Here is a 2629-nt window from a genome sequence, read left to right as displayed (position 1 = left end):
GTCGAGGACATTCTCGCCGGGGCGGATCGCGGCGGCGGAACGCGCCGCGCCCGGGGGGCGCGTGACCGGGCTCGACATTTCGGAGACGCTCCTGGCCATCGCCCGGCACCGTGCCGGCGGCCGGCCGAACGTCGCATTTCTGGAAGCCGACGCCCAGACCCATCGCTTCGACCCGGCCTCGCAGGACGCGATCCTCTCGCGCCACGGTCTGATGTTCTTCGCCGATCCGCTGGCCGCCTTCCGCAACCTCGCGGTGGCTTTGCGCCCGGGCGGGCGGATCGTTTTTCTCGCTTGGGCCGACGCCCGTCTGAACCCCTGGGTGCGCGAGGCACGCGCCGCCGCCGAGGCGCGGCTCGGCCCGGTGCCTCCCGACCCGCCGCGCACACCCGGGATGTTCGCCTTCACCGATCGCGACCATGTGGCGGGGCTGCTCGCGGCGGCGGGTTTCACCGGCATCGCCGCCGAGGCGCTGCGAACCGAGCTTCATCTCGAGGGCACCGCCGGGGATGCCGCCGCCCTCGCCGCCGCCATCGGCCCCGTGAACTACGTGGTTCGCGTCAGGGGCGGGACGGAGTCCGACCGCGTCGCGATCGCGGCAGACCTCGCCACGCGGTTCCGCCGCTTCGAGACGCCGCAGGGCATGAGGGTGCCGGCCGTCATGAATCTCTTTGCCGCCCGCCGATCCTGACCGCCGGATGCGCGGCCCTATGCGGTCCGCGCCGCAAGCCTGAGCGCATGGCTCGCATCGCGCGCCGCGACCGGCAGGACCGGATCGTAGGCCACGCGGATCAGGTCAGCGATCTCGGGCCGCAGGACCACTGCCTCACCGGCGCGGGCGAGGATGGAGCGGTCCCGGAACGCGACGTCGGACCAGAGCAGGATTGTCTGCGCGGCGAGGCTGAGCGCAAGCGTCTCCGCCGGCGTGTCGGCGGTCTCGCCATCGATCCTGACGAAGGCGATGCAGGCCCGGATCGCACCGCCCTCCTCGAAGCGGAAATGGCGGTAGTGGTGCGCCCCTTCGGACTCCAGCCGGACCACGACCTGCCCGAGCCCGTGAACCAGCCGGTCGAGGTCGGTTACATCCTCCAGTTCGCGCCAATCGCGGCAGAAGAAGACCATCAGGTTTGCGCCCTGCTCCGGATCCGTCTCGGCCATCCGGTGGCCGGCGAGCGCCACCACCGCCTCGATCGCGCCCTTGATGACCGCCAGGGTCGCATCGTCGACGCCGAAGATGACCGGCACGATCGGCCGCACCCAACGGGCGAAGACATAGCTCCCGTCCGACCGGGTGAAGAGCGCCGCCACTTCCTCTGCCGTCACGTCCTTCCCCTTCACCATGGCCCCGATGCACTTGCGGGTGGTCTTCGCGTGCCTCCGCCGCCGGCGCGGGGCCTATTTCCCGAACAGGTCCGCCTGCCCGGGGGCGCGCGGCGCCGGCAGGCCGAGATGTGCCCAGGCCTTCGCCGCCAGCATCCGCCCGCGCGGGGTGCGCTGGATCAGGCCCTGCTGGAGAAGGTAGGGCTCGATCACCTCCTCGATCGCGTCGCGGCTTTCGCTGAGCGCGGCCGAGAGCGTCTCCACCCCCACCGGCCCCCCGGCGTAGTTCTCGGCAATGACGCCGAGATAGCGCCGGTCCGCCCCGTCGAGTCCGAGGTGGTCCACTCCGAGCCGCGTCAGCGCCGAGTCCGCGATGTCGCGGGTAAGCCGCCCGTCGCCCTCGACGAGCGCGAAATCGACGACCCGGCGCAGGAGCCGCCCCGCGATCCTGGGCGTCCCCCGCGCGCGGCGAGCGATCTCTTGTGTGCCGGCGGGGTCGGCCTCCACCCCCATCAGGCGCGCGCCCCGCGCGACGATGCGGTGAAGCTCCTCCACCGTGTAGAACTGGAGCCGCGTGGGGATTCCGAACCGGTCGCGCAAGGGCGTCGTCAGAAGCCCGAGCCGCGTGGTGGCGCCGACGAGCGTGAAGGGCTGCAACTCGATCCTGACGGTGCGCGCGGCCGGACCCTCGCCGATCACGAGGTCAAGCTCGAAATCCTCCATCGCCGGATAGAGCACCTCCTCCACCGCCGGGTTCAGTCGGTGGATCTCGTCGATGAAGAGGACATCGCGCGCCTCGAGGTTGGTCAGAATCGCCGCGAGGTCGCCCGCGCGGGCGAGGACCGGGCCCGAGGTCATGCGGAAGTTGACGCCGAGCTCCTTCGCCATGATCTGCGCCAGCGTGGTCTTGCCGAGGCCGGGGGGGCCGTGGAAAAGCGTGTGGTCCATCGCCTCGCCGCGCCGCCGCGCGCTTTCGATGAAGACCCGCAGGTTCGCCCGCGCCTCCTCCTGGCCGACGAAGTCGGTCAGCGCCTGGGGTCTCAGGCTGCGGTCGGCATCCTCGGGCTGCGGCGCGGGGCGAAGGGTGGGATCGGGTTCCATCGCCTACCCCTTCGGCGCGAGCAGTTTCAGCGCGGCGCGGATCAGGGCCGGGGTGGCGCTGCCATCGTTCTCGCCAGCCGCCTGGGCGACGGCGGCGGCGGCCTCGCCCTGGCCGTAGCCGAGGTTGACGAGGGCGGAGAGCGCGTCGGCCGTGGCGCCGGCGGTCGCCGTGACGGGTGCGCGGACGGGACGCGCCGCGGGCGCCTCGATC

Annotated in this window: 3 protein-coding genes and 1 pseudogene; 1 reads left to right on the top strand and 3 read right to left on the bottom strand. The window is 72.3% G+C overall.

Annotated features, from left to right (window positions below):
* Positions 1–688: class I SAM-dependent methyltransferase (locus tag F9K34_RS18540; RefSeq protein ID WP_291338579.1), on the top strand; the 688-nt coding region annotated here is incomplete at its 5' end.
* Between the two features lie 17 nt (positions 689–705).
* Here F9K34_RS18540 and F9K34_RS18535 read toward each other — a convergent pair.
* The 3 genes and pseudogenes from F9K34_RS18535 to F9K34_RS18525 form a co-directional block, all read right to left on the bottom strand.
* On the bottom strand, positions 706–1338 hold the full coding sequence (locus tag F9K34_RS18535; RefSeq protein ID WP_291338578.1) for a hypothetical protein: 633 nt from the start codon (positions 1336–1338) through the stop codon (positions 706–708).
* Positions 1339–1392: 54 nt separating this feature from the next.
* On the bottom strand, positions 1393–2418 hold the full coding sequence (gene ruvB / locus F9K34_RS18530) for a Holliday junction branch migration DNA helicase RuvB (RefSeq protein ID WP_291338577.1): 1026 nt from the start codon (positions 2416–2418) through the stop codon (positions 1393–1395).
* Positions 2419–2421: 3 nt separating this feature from the next.
* Positions 2422–2629, bottom strand: a pseudogene (locus F9K34_RS18525) (Holliday junction branch migration protein RuvA); the annotation flags it as partial.

This window comes from Albidovulum sp., assembly GCF_008933605.1.
GTDB lineage: Bacteria > Pseudomonadota > Alphaproteobacteria > Rhodobacterales > Rhodobacteraceae > Albidovulum.
The sequence above is the reverse complement of the archived record's forward strand: the minus strand, read 5'-3'. Positions and strand labels throughout refer to the sequence as shown.

What these genes read in the sequence shown, in the direction of transcription:
- F9K34_RS18535 (WP_291338578.1), bottom strand. Translation starts at nt 1,338, where the DNA reads ATGGTGAAGGGGAAGGACGTGACGGCAGAGGAAGTGGCGGCGCTCTTC.
- ruvB (WP_291338577.1), bottom strand. Translation starts at nt 2,418, where the DNA reads ATGGAACCCGATCCCACCCTTCGCCCCGCGCCGCAGCCCGAGGATGCC.